This window comes from Mycobacterium sp. 5-140-3-2 (assembly GCF_035666375.1).
In the GTDB taxonomy this organism is placed as follows: domain Bacteria; phylum Actinomycetota; class Actinomycetes; order Mycobacteriales; family Mycobacteriaceae; genus Mycobacterium; species Mycobacterium intracellulare.
This window is the reverse complement of sequence record NZ_CP142025.1, coordinates 4,319,535-4,338,855: the sequence shown is the minus strand read 5'-3', so window position 1 is coordinate 4,338,855 and position 19,321 is coordinate 4,319,535. Positions and strand designations below refer to the sequence as shown.

Annotated in this window: 17 protein-coding genes and 1 tRNA gene; 11 read left to right on the top strand and 7 right to left on the bottom strand. The window is 64.9% G+C overall.

Translation table 11 applies throughout. The features are described 5' to 3' along the window. Window positions 1-4: 4 nt before the first annotated feature. The 3 genes from P6281_RS20220 to P6281_RS20210 all read right to left on the bottom strand — a co-directional run bounded on the left by P6281_RS20220 (window position 5) and on the right by P6281_RS20210 (window position 3,888). Window positions 5-1,558: a GMC family oxidoreductase gene (locus P6281_RS20220; RefSeq protein ID WP_202377538.1), complete on the bottom strand. Its 1,554-nt coding sequence runs from the start codon at window positions 1,556-1,558 to the stop codon at window positions 5-7. A gap of 217 nt (window positions 1,559-1,775) precedes the next feature. Next, window positions 1,776-2,495, bottom strand: a complete 720-nt coding sequence (locus P6281_RS20215; RefSeq protein WP_014712220.1) for a nitroreductase family protein — start codon at window positions 2,493-2,495, stop codon at window positions 1,776-1,778. Further along, complete coding sequence (locus P6281_RS20210; RefSeq protein WP_014380901.1) at window positions 2,482-3,888, bottom strand: FAD-dependent oxidoreductase; 1,407 nt, start codon at window positions 3,886-3,888, stop codon at window positions 2,482-2,484. The genes P6281_RS20215 and P6281_RS20210 overlap by 14 nt, the downstream gene beginning before the upstream one ends. Before the next feature lie 815 nt (window positions 3,889-4,703). On the opposite strand from P6281_RS20210, the gene P6281_RS20205 reads away from it, so the two are divergent. The 8 genes from P6281_RS20205 (at window position 4,704) to P6281_RS20170 (ending at window position 11,501) form a co-directional block, all read left to right on the top strand. Continuing rightward, complete coding sequence (locus P6281_RS20205) at window positions 4,704-5,627, top strand: helix-turn-helix domain-containing protein (RefSeq protein ID WP_014380899.1); 924 nt, start codon at window positions 4,704-4,706, stop codon at window positions 5,625-5,627. A 395-nt stretch (window positions 5,628-6,022) separates the two neighbouring features. Beyond that, window positions 6,023-6,526, top strand: a complete 504-nt coding sequence (locus P6281_RS20200; RefSeq protein ID WP_014380898.1) for a Dps family protein — start codon at window positions 6,023-6,025, stop codon at window positions 6,524-6,526. 36 nt (window positions 6,527-6,562) lie between these two features. Continuing rightward, window positions 6,563-7,219, top strand: a complete 657-nt coding sequence (locus P6281_RS20195; protein ID WP_014385624.1) for a UbiX family flavin prenyltransferase — start codon at window positions 6,563-6,565, stop codon at window positions 7,217-7,219. Window positions 7,220-7,229: 10 nt separating this feature from the next. Continuing rightward, window positions 7,230-8,828, top strand: coding sequence for a UbiD family decarboxylase (locus P6281_RS20190; RefSeq protein ID WP_201359300.1), 1,599 nt, complete (start codon window positions 7,230-7,232; stop codon window positions 8,826-8,828). A gap of 7 nt (window positions 8,829-8,835) precedes the next feature. Beyond that, window positions 8,836-9,837 carry an LLM class flavin-dependent oxidoreductase gene (locus P6281_RS20185; protein ID WP_014385622.1) on the top strand — a complete coding sequence of 334 codons (1,002 nt, stop codon included), beginning with the start codon at window positions 8,836-8,838 and terminating at the stop codon, window positions 9,835-9,837. Between the two features lie 102 nt (window positions 9,838-9,939). Further along, window positions 9,940-10,368 (top strand): tautomerase family protein, encoded by a 429-nt coding sequence (locus P6281_RS20180; RefSeq protein WP_014383140.1) that lies wholly within the window; start codon window positions 9,940-9,942, stop codon window positions 10,366-10,368. A 101-nt stretch (window positions 10,369-10,469) separates the two neighbouring features. After that, window positions 10,470-10,546: transfer RNA gene (locus P6281_RS20175), tRNA-Met, on the top strand. Window positions 10,547-10,721: 175 nt separating this feature from the next. Beyond that, complete coding sequence (locus tag P6281_RS20170; RefSeq protein WP_009956618.1) at window positions 10,722-11,501, top strand: RsiV family protein; 780 nt, start codon at window positions 10,722-10,724, stop codon at window positions 11,499-11,501. Window positions 11,502-11,512: 11 nt separating this feature from the next. Here P6281_RS20170 and P6281_RS20165 read toward each other — a convergent pair whose 3' ends face one another. Together P6281_RS20165 and P6281_RS20160 are read right to left on the bottom strand one after the other, a co-directional pair. Continuing rightward, window positions 11,513-12,001 (bottom strand): glutathione peroxidase, encoded by a 489-nt coding sequence (locus P6281_RS20165; RefSeq protein WP_008259599.1) that lies wholly within the window; start codon window positions 11,999-12,001, stop codon window positions 11,513-11,515. Window positions 12,002-12,021: 20 nt separating this feature from the next. Beyond that, complete coding sequence (locus tag P6281_RS20160) at window positions 12,022-12,558, bottom strand: hypothetical protein (protein WP_014385621.1); 537 nt, start codon at window positions 12,556-12,558, stop codon at window positions 12,022-12,024. Window positions 12,559-12,829: 271 nt separating this feature from the next. Between P6281_RS20160 and P6281_RS20155 the strand changes: the two genes are divergently transcribed. Next, window positions 12,830-14,122, top strand: a complete 1,293-nt coding sequence (locus P6281_RS20155; protein WP_095795739.1) for an MCE family protein — start codon at window positions 12,830-12,832, stop codon at window positions 14,120-14,122. Between the two features lie 315 nt (window positions 14,123-14,437). After that, a complete protein-coding gene (locus P6281_RS20150) occupies window positions 14,438-15,745 on the top strand; it encodes an MCE family protein (RefSeq protein WP_163800554.1) in 1,308 nt (435 codons plus the stop codon). A gap of 50 nt (window positions 15,746-15,795) precedes the next feature. On the opposite strand, the gene P6281_RS20145 is transcribed toward P6281_RS20150, so the two are convergent. Then, window positions 15,796-16,713: a DMT family transporter gene (locus P6281_RS20145; RefSeq protein ID WP_009952918.1), complete on the bottom strand. Its 918-nt coding sequence runs from the start codon at window positions 16,711-16,713 to the stop codon at window positions 15,796-15,798. Window positions 16,714-16,816: 103 nt separating this feature from the next. Then, window positions 16,817-17,692 carry an SDR family NAD(P)-dependent oxidoreductase gene (locus P6281_RS20140; protein WP_014385619.1) on the bottom strand — a complete coding sequence of 292 codons (876 nt, stop codon included), beginning with the start codon at window positions 17,690-17,692 and terminating at the stop codon, window positions 16,817-16,819. Window positions 17,693-17,878: 186 nt separating this feature from the next. Here P6281_RS20140 and P6281_RS20135 point away from each other — a divergent pair, with 186 nt between their 5' ends. After that, window positions 17,879-18,910: a diacylglycerol/lipid kinase family protein gene (locus tag P6281_RS20135; RefSeq protein ID WP_202284471.1), complete on the top strand. Its 1,032-nt coding sequence runs from the start codon at window positions 17,879-17,881 to the stop codon at window positions 18,908-18,910. Window positions 18,911-19,321 lie beyond the last annotated feature (411 nt).

The window sequence follows — 19,321 nt, the reverse complement described above, 5'->3', positions numbered from 1 at the left end:
GGCGTCAGAGTCCGTGCGCCGTTTTGAGGATGTCGCTGGCGCGCTCACCGATGACGACACAGGGCGCCATGGTGTTGCCGGTGGTGATCCGAGGCATGATTGAGGCGTCTGCAATCCGAAGCCCTTCTATGCCATGAACTTTGAGGTTCGAGTCGACCACAGACATGCTGTCGCGTCCCATCTTCGCCGTGCAGCTTTGGTGGAAATAGCATTCGGCCCCATAGCGGATGAACTGTTCGAGCTCGGCACGTGTGAGATCGCCCGGCATGACCTCGCGCTTGTTGAAACGCCGAAGTACTGTCGAGTTGCCGATCTCACGGGCGAGATCCACGCAGGCGATGGCGGCCGCGAGGTCGTCGTGGTGTGCCAGCATGTTGTCTTCGACCGACACCGGGTCGCATGGCCTTGCTCCGGTAATCCGGACTCGGCCAGAGCTTTTCGGGCGCAGCACCCCGGCGCACGCCGTCCACCCGTGCTCGGGCAGGCTATAAGCGGCAGCGTTCGCGCTGCTGGACAACGGAACTTCGCCGAAGCAGATCTGCAGGTCGGGTGCCTCCAGGTTCTGGTCGCTCTTCCAGAACACCCCGGCGCCCCCGGCGTTGTTCCGTGGCTCGAGTGGCTCGCGGAATTCCCACACGCAGTCGATCCGTGGATGGCTCTGATAGTTTCTGCCGACGCCCGGAAGATGCGCCACGACGGGAATTCCGAAGCGCCGCAGCTCGTCAGCGTCGCCGATACCGGAGTGCATGAGGACTTTTGGCGTGTTGATGGCCCCAAGCGAGACAACTACCTCGTGTGCCGCGACGACCTGGTGCGTCCGATCGTTGTGCGAGAACTCGACCGCCGTAGCCCGGTTTCGGCCGACGACCAACCGAGTCACCGTCGCACCGGTGAGGACTGTCATGTTCGGGCGGTGCAGGTGCGGATGAACGTAGGAGCGATACACGGACTGCCGCAGCCCGTTTCGCAATGTCACGTCCAAGAGCGCTGCGCCGCCGCCGCGGTCCATCATGGCGCCGTTGTTGCTCGGATAGCTCGGGATCCCCAGCGAGCGAGCAGCCTCGACGATGGCCGGAGCGATCGGATTGGGGTCGGGCGGGGACGTCACGGACATGGGGCCCCCGGTGCCGCGGGCGGAGACTGCCGGCCCGTGCCAATCCTCAATGCGACGGTAGATGTCAAGCACCGATTCATAGCCCCAGGCTTCGTCACCCGCCTGGGTTGCGAAGTAGTCCCAGTCGCTTCGATGTCCCCGAGCCCACACCATCACGTTGATGCTCGACCCCCCGCCGAGCACCTTCCCCATCGACAGCAGCACCGATCTGCCCTTGAGATGGGCGCTCGGCTGCGAGACGAAACACCAGTCACGCTCGCTACCCAAGTTCAGCGGCCACTGCGTGGGATCGTGGACTGCCGAAACATCATCGGTTTCACCGGCCTCGAGCAAAAGCACCGTAACGTCCGGATTCTCCGAAAGCCGACCGGCGACGACCGATCCAGAAGACCCTGACCCACAGATCACGAAGTCGTAGCGCGCGGCAACCTCGGGTGCCGGCATTGGTGTCGAAGTCATCTGACGCGGGCTTCGACGACGCTGAAATCCGTTGTAGTGTCGGCTTTCCGGACCATCCGGAACCCGGTTTGGCCGAGCAGCCGCTGATGCCCGTTCACAGGGCGTCCACGCGCGTCGTCGTGGCGTCGAGCGAAAATGCCCTTGTTTGAAGTGCTCACGCAATCTCCCCGATTTGATCGATGTGGAATGGAATCCTTGGCTCTCAACACCGGGAGTCGGGATTCACCTGCCGCAACCGATTGCCCAGGATTGGTTCGTCGCTACCGGGCCACAGTGGTCGCGGCACGTCGGTGCCGAAAGAAGCGCCCCAACGGTTACGAGATGAGACTTCGTGCACCGGGCGGCGATTGGCGGCAACGTCCCACCTGCCGAGTGGATACCCGAACGCCACCATGGCCGACATCGTCCACCCCTGCTCGATCGGCACCCCCAAGAGCTCATTCACCGCATCTGGGAAATAGCGAAGCAAAGTTGTCATGGCACCGCCGACGCCTTCGGCGCGGGCGGCCAGCAGCGCGCTCCAGATGGCGGGAAAGATGTTGGCACCGCCGTGGTCGTCGATCGCGAAAACAAAGAGCAATAGCGGTGTCTCGTCGAAATGATCGGCCAGGTAGTCGCCCGAGCGGATGACGCGACGCAGCGTGTCGGCGTGCGCGGTGGGATCCAGGCCGGGCGCGGGCGCGGCCATTGTCCCTGTCCTGAATTCTTCGTGCTCTTTCTCGCGGCCGCGGCGGTACAACTCACCCAGCGAGCGCTTGAGCGCGGGATCGTCGACCGCGAGGAAATGCCAGCGCTGGGTGTTGCCGCCGTTGGGCGCACGGATCGCCGCATCAAGTATGCGGGCCTGCGTGCCCAGGGGTATCGGGTCCGGCCGCATGCGGCGCATCGTTCTGGTCGTGTAGAGCGCTTCATAGATGTCCATTGACCTGTTCCTCTTTGCAGGGCTGGGCGCTGACGTGCGTTTTGTCCTTGGTCGCCCGCCTCGACTTCGTCATGACACGCAACACCATCGAGGGGCGCAGCAGGCGCGACGGACGGTCGACCATGCCAATCAGCCGCATGAATTGCTGGACGACGACGGGGTCGGTTTCCGCGGCTGCCATAACCCGACGGAGGTACGCGTTTGTTATTCGCATGGACAAAGGCCGCGGCCCCTGGATTTGAGGAAGCGTTAGGTCTGCCCCGACGGCGGCCTGCCAAGCGGTCCGGATCTCCCTGGCGGCCGCTCGGAAATACCGCCGCTGAAGGTCGCGGTCGCCGCGCTCAAGGCACGTGCGCAGGATGAGCGCCTCGACAGCGGCGATCGACATTCCTTGCCCGTAAACTGGATTGAAGCTGCACATGGCGTCGCCGATGACGATCAAACCCTGAGGCATCGCCGTCAACTTGTCGTATCGGCGCCACCGATTCGCTGGAAAGCGATGCTGACGCAGCGGTCCGAGTGGTTCGGCGCGACGCACGGCTTCAACGACATGCGCGGGCGCGACTTCTGCCAAGCGGGCCAGCAGCGAGTCGTGGTCGGAGGGCGGCTGGCCTCCCGCCATCATCTGCATTCCAACCATGTAGGTGTCGTTTTCGCCGGCGAACATTGCGAATCCCGTTGGCCGGCCGGGCAATGCGCCACTGACAGCCATGTATTCGCGCAACGTTCCAGGTGGCACGTGCAACAACGTGCTCGCGTAGGCGGCATGCACCATCAGCTCATCTTCGTGGGGGCGACGGTAGCCGAGATCGTCGAGGAATACCGGGGTCCGCGAACCGCGTCCTGTGGCGTCGACCACCAGATCGGCGGCCAAGATTCTTTCCGCACCTGAGTCACGCTGTGCGGTCACGACACCCGTAATCCGGTTACGGGCCGGAGTCGAAGTCAGTCTCACCGCATCGTGGCCAACGAGGAACTCGATATTGGGAATGTGGCGTGCTCTGCGTCCGATGCACCACTCGAGTAGGGGCCTATTGACGTAGTACTTGATCACCGTCTCGGGATCCGGGATGGTGCCGGATTGCAGAAATTTGTGCCCAGCGAACGACATCCAGATTCGCGATAGGTCACCGTCCTTCCACACTCGCGCTCCCATCGCCACCAACTCATCGAGGAGCCCGGGGAACAGCTCCTCCATGGTCTGCGTGGCGCGAACTTGGGGAATGTGCGGACTGGGGCCATGGGGCACTCCGCGGCGGGCCACTGGGCGTTCGGGCAGAACGTCTCGTTCCACCACGGTCACCGTGGTGTAGTAGTCAGCCAGAACACGGGCGGCCATCAGGCCGGCGATGCTTCCCCCCAGAACGACTGCGGTTTCGCCGAATTCAGGCACACTGAGTCTCCTTCTGATCCGTTTTTGTCGGCGGACGACGCGCGAGGACTAACAGCTGATTGCGAAGGCGGCCATCATCAGCAAGACCGTGGCGAGGCCGTGCAGGACAAGTTGTCGCAAAACGACATCCCGGCCAAGCGAGTCGTCCAATTCGGTCGACCGCGAATAATCCGGGATCACAAAGCGATAGCGCTCTGAGCCGAATCTCGTTCTCGTGCTTCGGTGTGTGTTCATGCCCATCTTCATCGACTGAGGCGGTCAGCCGAGCCCGCCGGGCCGAAGTCGTATTGAACGCAATGTGTGGGAGGCTTGACGAACATGGGAAGCTCGCCGAATGTTGCCGCCCACAACATGGCGCTTGCGAACACCAGCGATAGCGCGACAAAGCTGTGAAAGCATGCTTGCCCTGCAATGCTCGTCACGGACGGCAGGGGCAGGGGGCGGTGGTCCGGAAATCGAGCGTTCGGTCTCGCTTGAGACTTGGCCGATTTCTCCGCCGTGACCGTGGATGCCGCTTGGGCGTCCAACCGATTGACATCCATCGTGTTCCTCCGCGTGTAAAACGAAACGTCCGGACGTGTCTACCGCGACAGGTGGGTCACTGGCGTGTCTGCGGCGCGTACCTTGTGCACGAGACACGCACCGATTTCGGGAATGTCGTGCGTAGCCGGACGATGTCGCTATCTGTGGGAAACGTGTCCCATCATCGGTGGCTGAAGGCCCGACACCGAGTCGAGACTTGTCTGTGTGATCTCGGATGACCGCGACCGGTCCGCGCGCGGCGTCCACACGGCGCCTGGGCAGGGCGTCCAAGCATGACTGGGCCCGCATTCGTCACGCCCGAAGATGTTTCTGAGTGCCTGGGCTTCAAGCCCGGACAACGCATCACAGGCTCCGGCGGTGTTCTTACCGCAGCGATCTGGCGGTTCGAAAACAAATCGGCATACGAATTGGTGGGTCCGGCCGTCGACACCACGGACCTTATCGCCATGCCCCTGAGCGGACATCACCACCACACGTACTTTGGTGACGGGCGCCGCAAATGGGGCCGCGAACATCCGGCTTTCCACATGAACGTTGTGGTCGCCGGCGAACAGCCAAGAGGAGTATTCAGCGCTGAGCGGCCATTTAGTTATCTGCACGTGTATGTGCCGCACGCGATGGTGGAAAGGCTCGCGGTGGAAAGCGGCGCCGCCAACGTGGCTCGGTCGGTCACGTTGATCGATCCAATGTGTTCCCGGGACCCTTTGGCAGAGAGCATATGCCGGCAGATCGTTCGCGAAATGACTCACCGGGACGGGTGTTCCCGGATGATGATTGACTCTCTCGGTCAACAACTCGTTGTTCGACTTATACGCCAGCACTCGAGTGTGTCGGGATCCCCGTCCTTAGCGAAGAAAAGCGGTCCAGGCTATCGGGATTGGCGCCTGCGGCGCGCAATCGACTACCTAGAGGCGCACCTCTCGGATGATGTCGGCCTGAACGAACTGGCGGCGGTGGTGGGCTTGTCGACGACACGCCTTTCAGGACTGTTCCTGGAGGGCACCGGAGAGCCGCCGCACCGGTGGCTGATGAATCGTCGGTTCATGCACGCCTGTGAGCTGCTGGGCAACCCGTCACTGAGCATCACCGATATCGCCCACCAATGCGGGTTCGCGAGTTCTCAGCATTTGGCGGCGGTGATGCGCCGGAGGCTCGCGACGACGCCGACCGCCTACCGCCGGGACTTGCTCGCGTGACGCGTGGGATTTCGACATGCCGGAGGCTGGCGACAGTGCGTGCGTCGAGCGCAATCACCGCGCGCGGCGTGTGCACAACGGCAGCGATTTGCACGGGACTTTCTCGCTTCGGCTGAACAAGGCGGCGCAGCAGAGCGCCCAGGCGTTTGTACGGCCATGGCGCTAATTGTGGGAAAGATGTCCCGTCTGATAAGTGGGCACAACCTTTCGGCAACGCATAGTGAACCGAAGGGTTCCGGAGCATGGGCCGTCGGACCCCTTATGGCGTGAAGATCGACGACCCCGCATGACTAGCCACCGGCGGATGCGACGGCCGTTCGGTTCGCCGCAGACTTGGATCCACGACGGAAGGATTGCCGTGGGTACCGCCACCCGGCCCCCATCTGAAGGGAAGCATGATGACGATCTCACTGTCCGCCAACCGGCGTAACGCCGCCGACGTACGGCCCTTTCGGGCCGCGGCGAGCCTGTTCGAAGACCTGCAGAGGGTCCTGGTCGACCTGATCGAACTGCACCTGCAAGGCAAACAGGCGCACTGGAACCTCGTCGGCACGAACTTCCGCGACCTGCACCTGCAACTTGACGCCATCGTGGACACCGCCCGCGAGGCCAGCGACACAATCGCCGAACGACTGCGCGCGTTGGACGCGGTCCCGGACGGCCGCTCGGACACGGTGGTGGCGACGACGACGGTTCCGGCTATCCCCCCGGGTCTGATCGGCGCCGCCGAAGCCGTTGACCTGATCACCACCCGCATCTACGCCGTCGTCGGCACCATCCGCGCCGTGCACGACGACGTCGACGCTGCTGACCCCGCGACCGCCGACCTATTGCACGCCATCATCGATGACCTCGAGAAAGAGGCGTGGCTGCTGAAGTCGGAAAACGTTACGCCGTAGCTGTTCTCGAGCGGCGATCCGTGAAAGGAGGAGGTCATGAGATTGGTGATTGCCATGACCGGAGCGACCGGTGCCGCTCTGGGCATCCGCCTACTGGAAACCCTCGGGCACTTGGGTGTCGAGACGCACCTGGTGTTGAGTGACTGGGCGCGGGCGACGATCAAGCTCGAGACCGATACCAGCGTCGAGGCGGTTCGGGCGTTGGCCTCACACGCGTACAGCGCACGCGACCTCGCCGCCGGCATCTCCAGTGGATCGTTCCGCACCGACGGCATGGTGGTCTGCCCGTGCAGCATGAAGACGTTGAGCGCCATCCGAATCGGCTTCAGCGACAACCTGATCACGCGCGCCGCCGACGTGACGCTCAAGGAACGACGCAGGCTGGTCCTGGTCGCGCGCGAGGCCCCGTTGAGTGAGATCCACTTGGAGAACATGCACTACCTGGCGCGAGCCGGAGCCGTGATCTTCCCACCGACGGTGGCGTACTACGCGCGGCCCACCTCGGTCGACGAAGTGACCGATTATGTGGTCGGCCGGGTCCTTGATCAGCTCGGCATCGAACACAGTCTGATCAAGCGCTGGAAGGACGATCAGCAACACCCAAACGGCGACTCAGCTCTAACGGAGGCCGACCGGTGGGCCACCCGGATCGAGCAGGAGTTGCGCCAGCCGCTGTGCGCCCCGATCGAGTGAGGAGACCGAAATGACCACGGGCACAAGCCTGCCGGAAACGACGAGTATCACCCAACCGGACGGGGCCGGTGCGGGACCCGACCTGCGTAGCTGGCTGGCAACACTGGAAGCGGCGGACCAGTTGCGTCGGGTCAGGGCCGCTGTCGACTGGGACCAGGAAATCGGTGCGATCACCCGCGCCAACCTGTCTCTGGGCGGCCCGGCTCTGCTGTTCGAAAACATTGTCGGCCATGAGAACACCAGGTGCACAAAGCTGTTGACGTCGGCACTGGGCAGCCGGCGCCAGGTCCAACTGATGCTCGGGCTGCCAGAAGGCACCAGCGATTCGGCCATCGTTCGTCACTTGCGAGAGGCGTTCAAAAAGCCCATCCCACCACGCGTTGTCGACTCGGGCCCGGTCAAAGAGAACATCGTCGAAGGCGACGACATCAATTTGTGGGAGCTCCCCGTCCCGAAGTGGCACGGTGAGGACGGCGGCCGCTACATCGACACCTTCTGCGGCGTCGTCACCGAAGACAAGGTAACCGGACGCGACAACATTGGTCTCTACCGCGGCCAGATCGTCGACCGCGACAAGATCGCCAAATTGTTGGTGCCCAGCCAGGGCTGGGGCGGCCATATGGAGGAATACAAGCCAGAGCCGATGCCGGTTGCGGTTGTCTATGGGTGGCACGACGTGCTGCCGTTCTGCGCCGGCAGCCCCTTTCCCAAGAACGTCTGTGAGTGGGACATGATGGGGGCGCTGCTCGGCCGACCCGTTGACCTGGTGCCCTGCGAATCTGTGCCGTTGCACGTGCCGGCGACCGCGGAGATCGTCGTCGAGGGCTTCATCGATCCCGACCCCTCGACGTTCGTCGTAGAGGGTCCGTTCGCCGAGTATCCGGGCTTCATCGGCGGCGCGGCACCGGCGCCGGTCCTGCGGGTCACCCGCATCACCCACCGCAACGACCCGGTGCTTCGCGGCACCCTCGAGGGCATCCGGCCGGGGATGTTCAACGAGGACAGCATCACCAACTTCGCACGGTCGGCGATCACCTGGAACGTGCTCGACGATCTTGGCATCGGCGGCATCACCGACCTCTGGATGACCGAGGTGACCAACGGCCAGAACACACTGGTGCAGATCCAGAAGCGGTACCGCGGCCACGCGCAACAGATCGCCGCGGCGCTCTGGGGCACCGGGGGATCGGTGTGGTTCCACAAAAACGTGATGGTCGTCGAGGAGGACATCGACATCCACGATCCGGTCGCGCTGGATTGGGCCATGTCCTATCGGGTCAACGCGGGGCTCGGCGACATCGCTTTCTTTGGACCGGGTTTGGGCTCCTCGCTCGATCCGTCGACCCCGCCGGAGAAGAACGACACCAACAAGTACGGGGCCGGCCAGTGGACGCGGGTGCTCATCGACGCCACCCGTAGCTGGGAGATCGAGCCTCGCGCGGAATGGGGCGGGCGCCGCTTCCCGCCGACCGATCGGTTATCGCCCGAGCTGGAATCCATAATTGCCGGCCGGTGGGAAGAGTACGGGATCGGCATCCCGTACCTCGACGACGAAGGACGCGAAATGCTGACGCTGCAAAAACTCAGCAAGCGAATGCCGGAGGTGTAGAGAGGCGATGACGGATGTTGCGGTAAGCGTCGCGTTACCACCGTCGATCGAGTCGGCTCAGCACATTGCCTCAGCGGAGAAACTTGGCTATCGGCGCGCCTACTGTTACGACAGTCCGTTCGGTGGTGATGACGTCTGGCTGGCCTTGCACCGCGCCGCCGAGCGGACGACGACGATTGAGCTGGGTCCCGCGGTACTGATTCCGACACAGCGTCATCCGTTGGTCAACGCCGCAGAGACCGTCTCACTGCACCGAGTGGCACCCGGACGCATTCTGACGTCGTTCGGCACAGGATTCTCCAGCCGCGCGGCCATCGGCCAGCCCCCGATCGCATGGTCGTACATGGAGGCCTATATCCGTGCCTACCAGGCGCTGTTGGCCGGCGAGGTGGTCGACTGGGAAGGTGCGGCCATAAAATTGATGCTCAGCTCATCGCAATCGGAGGTGCTGCCCCTGCGAATCCCGTTGCTGCTGGCGGCAACCGGTCCCAAGGGTGCAGGCGTCGCCAAGCGGGTCGGCGCCGACGGGATCATCTCGATGTTCAATGTCGTGCCCGGACAGCGTGATTTTGCGCGCACAGTGGTAGCGACAATGGGCACCGTACTCGACGAAGGGGAGAGCCTGGCAGACGAACGGGTCCGCTCGGCGGTGGGTGCCCCCTGGGCGGCGGCATATCATTTCGTCTACACCACGCAGGGTGCCGACGCGTTGCGCGAGATGCCGGGTGGCGCAGCGTGGTTGGACGTGATCGAGCGGATCCCGCAACGCCTGCGCCACTTACACATTCACCAGGGGACCATGGTCGAGATGAACACGGCCGACATGGCGGCCTGGCATGCCGGAGGCTACGCCTCGGTTCCGTCGGTCACCCTGAGCGGATCGGCCGACGCGGTCGGGAGGGCCGTCGCGGCGATGGCGGAGGCCGGTGCCACCGAGGTCATGATCGAGCCCTCGGGACCCGACATCCCATGCGAACTCGAAAGATTCATGGCGGCCGTGCGTGGTTAGCACGGCCGGTTCGGTCGCCCCGATGGGGTCGCTGATCTGCTCGCCTTCCTTGGCGGCATAGCGCCGGCCAAATCCCTACTCGTTCGAAAGGACTCCCACGAAATGCCCGTCTACCAGTGTTACAGTCCGCCAGGACTGCTGAGCGAGTCGGCGAAGGCTCGAATCGCCGACGAGATCACCACCATTCACACCAGCGCCACCGGAGCACCGGAATTATTCGTCAACGTTCTTTTCCACGAGATCCCGGTGGGTGACTGCTTCGTTGGCCGCAAACAGGCGAGCCACTCCTACCTGTTCGGCGCCATCCGCCACGGGCGCGATGCCGCGACCCGCCAAACGATGCTGCGCGAATTCTCGCGGATGTGGAGTCGTGCCACCGGCCAGTCTGAAGCCGAATTTCTCGTCGCGTTGACCGAAGTCGACCCGGCAAATGCAATGGAGGCTGGATTGGTTTTGCCTGAGCCTGGTCGCGAACAGGAGTGGTTCGACGAGAACCGGGTCAGATTGACGCAAATGGGGATGGCGCTCTGACGCGCCCGGCGCAGTCCTGTCAGCGAACGCCGGGCCGCTCACCCCGCTGAGCGCGCGATTTGGTCGCCGTGACACCGGTTCGGTAACCTGGCATTCACCAACGCGGGGTGGAGCAGCTCGGTAGCTCGCTGGGCTCATAACCCAGAGGTCGCAGGTTCGAATCCTGTCCCCGCTACCAGGTAAAACGGCCCCCGGAGATTGCTCCGGGGGCCGTTTTCACGCCCGGCGGGGGCGTTGGCGCGAACGTTCGCAAAGCGAATGATCAGTCGGGAACGTGTTCGCCAAGCACGCGATGGCATATCTTTACCTCCGTCCGTCGCATCGGTACCGCGAGTTGTCGGAGGAGATCCCACATGCGCAGCATCCAGGTGGCAGCGTCCGCCACGGCCCTCGTTCTCTTCGGCTCGGCCGGCGTCGCCGCCGCCGCGCCGCCGAAGGACTACTGCGCCGAACTCAAGGGTGCCAACACCGGCCAGGCATGCAAGATCCAGATGGCCGACCCCGGCTACAACGTCGACATCAGCTTCCCGGTCAACTACCCCGACGAGAAGTCGGTGGCGGACTTCATCACCAAGGAGCGCGACGATTTCCTCAACGCCGCCAAATCGTCCGCACCCCGCGACCAGCCCTACCAACTGACCATTTCGTCGACGAATTACGGGTCGGCGATACCACCGCGCGGCACCGAGGCCGTGGTGTTCAAGGTCGTCGAGAACACCGGCGCCCCCAAGACGACGTTCAAGTCGTTCAACTGGGACCAGACCTATCGCAAGGCGATCGTGTGGACCGCCGCCTCAGACGACAAGAACAACACGCCCTTGTGGCGCGTCGACGACCCGCTGCAGACCGTCGCGCCGATCGTGCAGAGCGAGCTGCAGAAGCAGGCCGCGCCGCCCGCGAACCCGGCGCAGACCCCGCCGGGGAACCAGCCGCAGACCACACCTCCCGCGAACCAGACGCCGACGCCCCCGCCGGTGGCCATCGCGCCGGCCGCCGCCTACGACCCCGCCAACTACCAGAATTTCGCGGTCACCAACGACGGAGTGATCTTCTTTTTCGACCAAGGTCGCATGGTGCCCGACGCCACTCAGGTGTTGGTGCCGCGCTCCGCGATCGACCCGATGCTCGCCTAGCGAGCGCCGACCTACCGCGGCAGCACGGCCTCGATGGCGCTGATGACCTCGGGGGCGTCGGGCTCGGTGCGGGGCCGGAAGCGCTGCACCACCGCACCGTCGGGTGCGAGGAGGAACTTCTCGAAGTTCCACTGGATGTCTCCCGCCTGGCCGTCGGCGTCGGCGGCTTTGGTCAACTCGGCGTACAGCGGGTGGCGGCCGTCGCCGTTGACGTCGGTCTTCGCCAACAACGGGAACGTCACCCCGTAGGTCGTCGAGCAGAACTCCTGGATCTCGTCGGCCGTGCCGGGTTCCTGGCCCATGAACTGGTTACACGGGACGCCGACGACGGTCAGGCCGCGGTCGCGGTAGTCCTTGGCCAGCTTCTCCAGGGCCGTGTACTGCGGAGTGAGCCCGCATTTGGAGGCCACGTTGACGACGAGCGTTGCGCCGTCGGACAATTCGGCCAGCGTGGTGGGCCGGCCGTCGAGGGTGTTCAGGGCGATGTCTTTGAGGGTCACGCCGACGACGCTAACGCAGATCAGAGCCAACCGGTACGGGCGGCGGCAACCGGCTCGGCGGGTTCGGGGGCCAGCTCCCCGTCCCGCACACCGTCGAGCAACCGCTTCACCGCGGCGACGATCTCCGGCGCCGCGGCGGCGAGCCCTTCCTTGTCGGCCTCGCTGACCGCGTCGGCGTCGACGCCGGCCCGGGTCAGCACGGCGGACGGGTCGGCCAGCTGCTCGGCCAGCCACGACACCGGGTCCGCTGAGAGCTCCGGGACGAAGTGCCGGCGTCCGGGTTCCCAGCCGTCGAAACGCGGGTGGTGATGGGCCCGGTCCAGCGTCCCCGGTGGGCTTTCCGTCGATCCGAAAAGGTCCACCCGCCACACCGGGCGGGTGAAGGCGATCGGGACACCGGCATAGATCGAGCCCTGGGGCTCGGCCCGGTCGACGAGGCGCAGTTCCAGTCTGACGCCCCGCTCCGGGGTTTCCTGACCTTCGAGCGGGGACGGGTCGACGAAATACATGTCGCCGACGACCACACCCAGGGATTCGAATCCGAACGCTGCGAGCATTGCGCACCTCTCCTTACCGCTACCCGAGCGTAGACCCGCACGCGGACGGGTGCGCCGCCACCGAAGAGGGGACGCGCCAGCGCGTCTCGTAAAGTTGAGCGCTGGAACAGGCGCCAACACGAATTTTGTTAATGGCGGTTCGCATAAGTGCGGGCGCCGCGGTAGATTTTAATGATCTTTCTATCAAGGGCTCCTGGTATCGGCTCTGACCCGGGGGAGAACGTAAGGGGCGGCGACGGTGGTATCGAGACAGCAGAGTCCCGGTTCACCTGTGCAGATCAACTCGCAGCGGACCCCGCCCTATAAGTGGATCGCGGTCGCCACGCTGCTCGTGCTCGCGGTGATCTTCACCTTGGTGTACATCCAGTTCCGGGGCGGCTTCACGCCGAAGACCGAGTTGACGATGCTGGCGTCGCGGGCTGGGTTGGTGATGGATCCGGGGTCGAAGGTGACCTATAACGGGGTGGAGATCGGGCGGGTCGGCAAGATCGCGGAGACGGTGCGTGATGGCAAGCCGGCGGCGAAGTTCACGCTGGAGGTCTATCCGCGGTATTTGGCGTTGATCCCGTCGAATGTGAATGCCGATATCAAGGCGACGACGGTGTTCGGTGGCAAGTATGTGTCGTTGACGACGCCGGCGCACCCGTCGCCGCAGAAGATCTCGGCGCACACCGTGCTGGATGCGCGTTCGGTGACCACCGAGATCAACACGCTGTTTCAGACGATCACCTCGATCGCGCAGAAGGTCGATCCGGTCAAGTTGAATCTGACGTTGAGCGCGGCGGCGCAGTCGTTGGCCGGGTTGGGGGACAAGCTGGGGCAGTCGGTGGTCAACGCCAATACGCTCCTCGACGACGTGAATCCGCGGATGCCGCAGGCGCGCAAGGACATTCAGCGGCTGGCGGCGCTGGGGGACACGTATGCGGACGCCTCGCCGGATCTGTTCGACTTTTTGAACAACGCGGTGGTCACCTCGCGCACGATCAACGCGCAGCAAAAGGATTTGGATCAGGCGTTGTTGTCGGCGGCCGGGTTCGGCAACACCGGGGCCGACTTGTTCACCAAGGGCGGCCCGTATCTGGCCCGCGGGGCCGCCGACCTGGTGCCCACGGCCCAACTGCTCGACACCTACAGCCCCGAGCTTTATTGCACCCTGCACAACTACCACGACATCGTGCCCATCACCGGCGCCTCCGAAGGTGGTTTCAACGGCTACTCGCTGAACATGAACACCGAGGTCACCTCGGGCCTAGGTCTGCTGCTCAATCCGGTCGCCACCGTCCCGGTCATCGCGTCGCTCCTGGGCGGCATCGCCGGGGTGGTCGGCGGGGCGCCCAACCCCTACATCTGGCCCGAGAACCTGCCACGCGTGAACGCCCGCGGCGGCCCCGGTGGCGCCCCGGGTTGCTGGCAGCGGGTCACCCGAGACCTGTGGCCCGCGCCCGAACTCGTGATGGACACCGGCAACAGCCTCGCGCCCTACAACCACCTGGACACCGGATCGCCGTACGCGATCGAGTACGTCTGGGGCCGTCAAGTCGGCGACAACACCATCAACCCGTAGCACGCGAAAGAGTTGCCGGGAACCATCATTCGCGTGCCGCCACGGTCGACGGCCCCGCCGCGCGCGGCGCGATAGTTCGGCGTTGCGTTGTTCGTGCCACCGCGTCGCGGTACATTGCACTGGTCTTCGTTATTGCATCTGTGTACAGAGCCCCTGGTAACGGGCAGTGAGTCGGGGGAGTGATTTGCCGCAGCGCCGCCAGGCCGCGGCACCGACGTGAGGGGCCAGCTGTGGCGACGGTGGGTTATCTGAATAGCCAACCGCATGCCTTGCCGCCCAGCGCAAAATCCACCTTCGGATTCGTGGTGTAGCGCTATGGAAGGTTCACCCGTTCAGATCAACGACCCCCGGGTCCCGCCCTACAAGGTCTACACCTTTGTCGTTGTGGTGGTGCTCGCGGTGATCTTCACCTTGGTGTACATCCAGTTCCGGGGCGGCTTCACGCCGAAGACCGAGTTGACGATGCTGGCGTCGCGGGCTGGGTTGGTGATGGATCCGGGCTCGAAGGTGACCTATAACGGGGTGGAGATCGGGCGGGTCGGCAAGATCGCGGAGACGGTGCGTGATGGCAAGCCGGCGGCGAAGTTCACGCTGGAGGTCTATCCGCGGTATTTGGCGTTGATCCCGTCGAATGTGAATGCCGATATCAAGGCGACGACGGTGTTCGGTGGCAAGTATGTGTCGTTGACGACGCCGGCGCACCCGTCGCCGCAGAAGATCTCGGCGCACACCGTGCTGGATGCGCGTTCGGTGACCACCGAGATCAACACGCTGTTTCAGACGATCACCTCGATCGCGCAGAAGGTCGATCCGGTCAAGTTGAATCTGACGTTGAGCGCGGCGGCGCAGTCGTTGGCCGGGTTGGGGGAGAAGTTCGGGCAGTCGGTGGTGAATGCGAACGCGGTTTTGGATGAGGTGAATCCGCGGATGCCGCAGGCGCGCAAGGACATTCAGCGGCTGGCGGCGCTGGGGGACACCTATGCGGACGCCTCGCCGGATCTGTTCGACTTCTTGAACAACGCGGTGGTCACCTCGCGCACGATCAACGCGCAGCAAAAGGATTTGGATCAGGCGTTGTTGTCGGCGGCCGGGTTCGGCAACACCGGGGCCGACTTGTTCACCAAGGGCGGCCCGTATCTGGCGCGCGGGGCCGCCGATCTGGTGCCCACGGCCCAGCTGCTCGACACCTACAGCCCCGAGATCTATTGCCTGATGCGCAGCGAAGTCGATGCGCTGGGCCCCACGGGCGCGGCCGAAGGCGGCTTCAACGGTTACTCGCTGAACATGGACACCGAGGTGCTCTCCGGGCTCGGACTGATCGCGAACCCGGTGTCCGCGGTGCCCGTCATCGCGTCGCTGGTGGGCGGCATCGCCGGGGTGGTCGGCGGGGCGCCCAACCCCTACATCTGGCCCGAGAACCTGCCACGCGTGAACGCCCGCGGCGGCCCCGGCGGCGCCCCGGGTTGCTGGCAGAAGATCAGCCGCGACCTGTGGCCCGCACCCGAGTTGGTCATGGACACCGGCAACAGCATCGCGCCCTACAACCACCTGGACACCGGATCGCCGTACGCGATCGAGTACGTCTGGGGCCGCCAGGTCGGCGACAACACCATCAACCCGTAGCAGCCGAAAAGCTTGCTAGAGGCGGTGATTCGCGTCCCGCTCCGGCCCGCTCACGCTTGGGTGGCGGCGGTCGGCCGCTCATTGGATTTCACGTCGCGCCCCGCGCCGGCCGACACCGTGGCCGCCTCACCGCGCGCCAGGCCCACCGTCGCGACGATCACCACCACCGCCGTCACCGCCAGGACAAACCACTCCCAGCCGCCGGCCGCAAGCGTCTCGCCGAGCACGACGATTCCGAGGATCCCGCCCACCACGGGCTTCGCCACGATGATCGTCGGCAGCGACGCGGTGAGCGCGCCGGCCCGATACGCCGATTGGTGATAGATCATCCCGGCCACCCCGCAGCCCACCAGGGCATAGAGCTCGAAGGATTGCCACACCTGGCCCGGATGGCGCTCGAGGATGTCGACAACGCCCTTCATCAGGACCGCGAACACCGCCAGCAGCGAGCCGGCCACCGCCGCAAGCAGCAGCGCCGCGACGGGACGATCCACCCAGATGCGGGCGCCCAACAAGCCCAGCAGCAACAGCGGGCCGATCACCGCGGCCACCACGAGCCACGTCTGCAGCGGCGCCCGCTGCTGACCGCCGGTCGGGTCTCCGATCGCGATGAGCACCGCCAGCGCGACCGCCAGCAGCAGCGCCCAGGTCCACTCCCGGCGCGTGATCGGGTGATGGCTCATCCGCGCGTAAATCGGCAGCGCGAACAGCAGCGCCGTCACCTGCAGCGACATCACCAGCAACACCGAGCCCTTGTCGAGGGCGGCGGCCAGCAGCACGTAACTGCCGATGTCGCCCAAACCGCCCAGCCACCACCGGGTGTCGCGCAGCAACATGCCGAACAACGTCAGGTGGCCCACCCGCCTGTCGGTGACCTCCTGCGCGGACCGCTGACGCACGACGTTGCCGATCGCGGATGCCAGCGCGGCACACAGGGCGAGAATGGCCGCCAGATGCACGTCGGACATGGCATAACCTCCTCACCCAGCTGGCTTGTGCTCGAACTACTAATTTAATCGCGGCCCCGACCGGCGCGCCTCGCGGTTGCCGGGCCGCACAGACGCGGCCCGCTCAGAGCGGGAATGCGGTTCCGGTGAGCCGCTCGGACAGTTCCCAGAGCGCGGCGCCGGTGCCCGCGCGCTTGGCCGGCCAGTTGCGCCACGTCGGTTGGGTGCGACCGTACAGCCCGAACCGCGGGCCGACGAAAGTGTTGCCCGGCAAATCCTGCGACACCGCGTACAACGTCTGGCGGGCGCCGAAATCCGCGTCGGTCGACACGATGCGGTCGACCGCCAGGACCGCCGCGTCGCCCAGTTTGCGGCCGGAGTTGCCCTGCAGGTTCGTGTGCGACCAGCCCGGGTGGGCGGCCAGGGCGCGCAGCGACGCGCCGACGCCGTCCAAACGCCGCTGCAGCTCGCTGGTGAACAGCAGATTGGCCAGCTTCGACTGGCTGTAGGACAGCCAGGCCGAATAGGGCCGCGACTGAAAGTTCAAGTCCTTGAGGCTGATATAGCCGAAGTGGTGCATCAGCGAGGACACCGTCACCACGCGGTCGGTCAGCTTGGGCAACAGCAGGTTGGTCAAGGCGAAGTGGCCGAGGTGGTTGGTGCCGATCTGACCCTCGAAGCCGTCGACGGTCACCGCGTGTTTGGTGGCCATGATGCCGGCGTTGTTGACCAGGACGTCGACGGTGTCGATGCCCTCGGCGAAGCGCCGCACCGACGACAGGTCCTGCAGATCGAGCTGGCGCACCTCGGCCCGACCGGGGCCGGCCATGCGGGCGGCGGCGGCGTGCCCCTTGTCGGTGTTGCGGACGGCCAGGATGACGTGGCCACCGACCCGGACCAACTCGCGGGCGGTGATCTCACCCAGCCCGGCGTTGGCGCCGGTGATGATGATGGTCCGTCCGGCGAACGAGGGCAGCCGGGCTGCGGTCCAATCGGCCATGGCAGACACCCTAACGACGCGCCTGCCGAGCGCGGCGCTGGGCCGAGCGGCCGCGCGGTGGCGGTGAGGACGCATTGCTCGTCCGGCGGCGCTCGCAGGTATCGTGCCTGGGATGACCAGCGACATCCCACCGGCGCGGGTAGCACGACAGCGGTGTTTTGTCAGGTACGCGTGGGGGACCGCCGGATGTTTCTAGGCGTCATCGTCAATCCGAAAGCGCGGAAGAATCGTGCCGCGCCCCGCGAGCGCATCGACGAACTGCGTCGCCTCGTCGGTCCCTGGGGCGAGGTGCATGAGACCGCATCAATCGACGATCTCCGCGACACCATCGCGCAGATCGGTCCCCGGGTCACCCACCTGGTGGGCGACGGTGGCGACGGCGCGCTGCACTGGTTGATCAACGAAACCGAGCGATGCATCGGCGACCCGGAAAGTTGGCCGGCGTTCGTCCCGTCCAACGGGGGCAGCGTGAACGCGGTGGCCCGCAAGGCCCGGGTCCGCGGCCGGCCGGAGACGATCATCCGCGCATTGGTCGCCGCCGCCGAGGCCGATCAGCCTCCGCCCGAGATGTGGCTCGACACGCTGGTGCTCGACGGCGAAACCGCCGACGGCGCGGCGTTTCATCGCCTCTGCTTCGGGCTGGCCGCGGGCGGGGTCGGGAACCGCTTCTACGACCGGTATTACGACGCCCCCGATCACGGTCGGCTCGCCGTCGCGCGGGTGATCGCCCGCAGCTTCGGCGACTACATCACGTCCAAGGTCGCCCCGAGTCGGGTCAAGACGCCGAACTACGCCTCGATCCTGTTCACCCCCACGAGCGCTCACGTGGTCATCGACGGCGAGGAGGTCCCGTCGCGCACGCACAGCCTGCTGCACGCCGGCGCGATCGATCTGCGCATCGGCGGTCCGCTGCGGTTGTTCCCCAAGGCTTCCGAGCCGGGTGCGCTGCACTTTCAGGCCGGATACCTGCGGCCGTCGCGGATCGTGGCGCAGCTTCCCACGGCGCTGACCAACGGCATGCTCCGCGGCAAGGGGCTGCGCGATGTCAACGGCCACGAGATGATCATCGAGGCCGAGGACGAGCCGCTGTCACCCATCATCGACGGGGAGCGCTTCCTGGGCATCGTGAAGCTCGTGGCCCGGGCGGGACCGCGGATCCGCATCGCGCAGGTCGCCCCGTCCACCATCGCCCGCGCGCACAGCGCGCCCGCGCCGTGACGCCTGTCACTTTCTAGTTCCGCAATCCACTTCCGGCGCCTGGGCACAAAAAGCCGGCAAAATCGGAATCTGGAAATCTTTTCTGGCTCAGCGATTTGACCATAAGGCGACGCGGGTGGCAGGGTTATTATTGCGGGCGCCGCGGGACATATGAATTGCGTGGATTAGTACATCCGTACGTCAGTATCTGAGGAGCAACGCCGAGCATAATCCCTGCTCACTAGCCACTGAGATACTGAAGTCCGTATCGACACAGATCAGGATTTATGCAATTAAATTCGCCGCTTAAGTCGAAGCTGTGAATGTGTTGTGCATAGCCCATTAATGCTGCTGGATGTTTTGCTCTTCACCGGGCGTCAGGGTTACATTGGTTTTATATTCATGACGGAAGTCGTTCCCGGGCTCAGTCCA